Annotated in this window: 1 protein-coding gene; it reads right to left on the bottom strand. The window is 55.0% G+C overall.

Features of this window, described 5'->3' with window-relative positions:
* Positions 1-229: helix-turn-helix domain-containing protein (locus tag ACSV5T_RS10510; RefSeq protein WP_438321122.1), on the bottom strand; the 229-nt coding region annotated here is incomplete at both ends.

Here is a 229-nt window from a genome sequence, read left to right as displayed (position 1 = left end):
AGCACCTCTTCTTTTCGTAAGCGCGATAAGATGTTCGACACGGTCTCCCGTGACGTGCCGGATAAGCGTGAGATTTCAATCGTCGTGAACGGACACCGGACGCGAACCCCCTCTGCTTCCGGTTCCCCGAGGTCTTCAATCAAGTAATGGATCGTGTTGAGTACGCGTTCGGTCGCACTCGGAGTGATGATGTCCTGCACCCGTCGTTCGTGCAAGTCGAGAATCCGAT

The organism is Veillonella sp. ZSJB6 (assembly GCF_051549505.1).
GTDB lineage: Bacteria > Bacillota > Negativicutes > Veillonellales > Veillonellaceae > Veillonella.
This window is presented reverse-complemented; position numbering and strand designations above follow the sequence as displayed.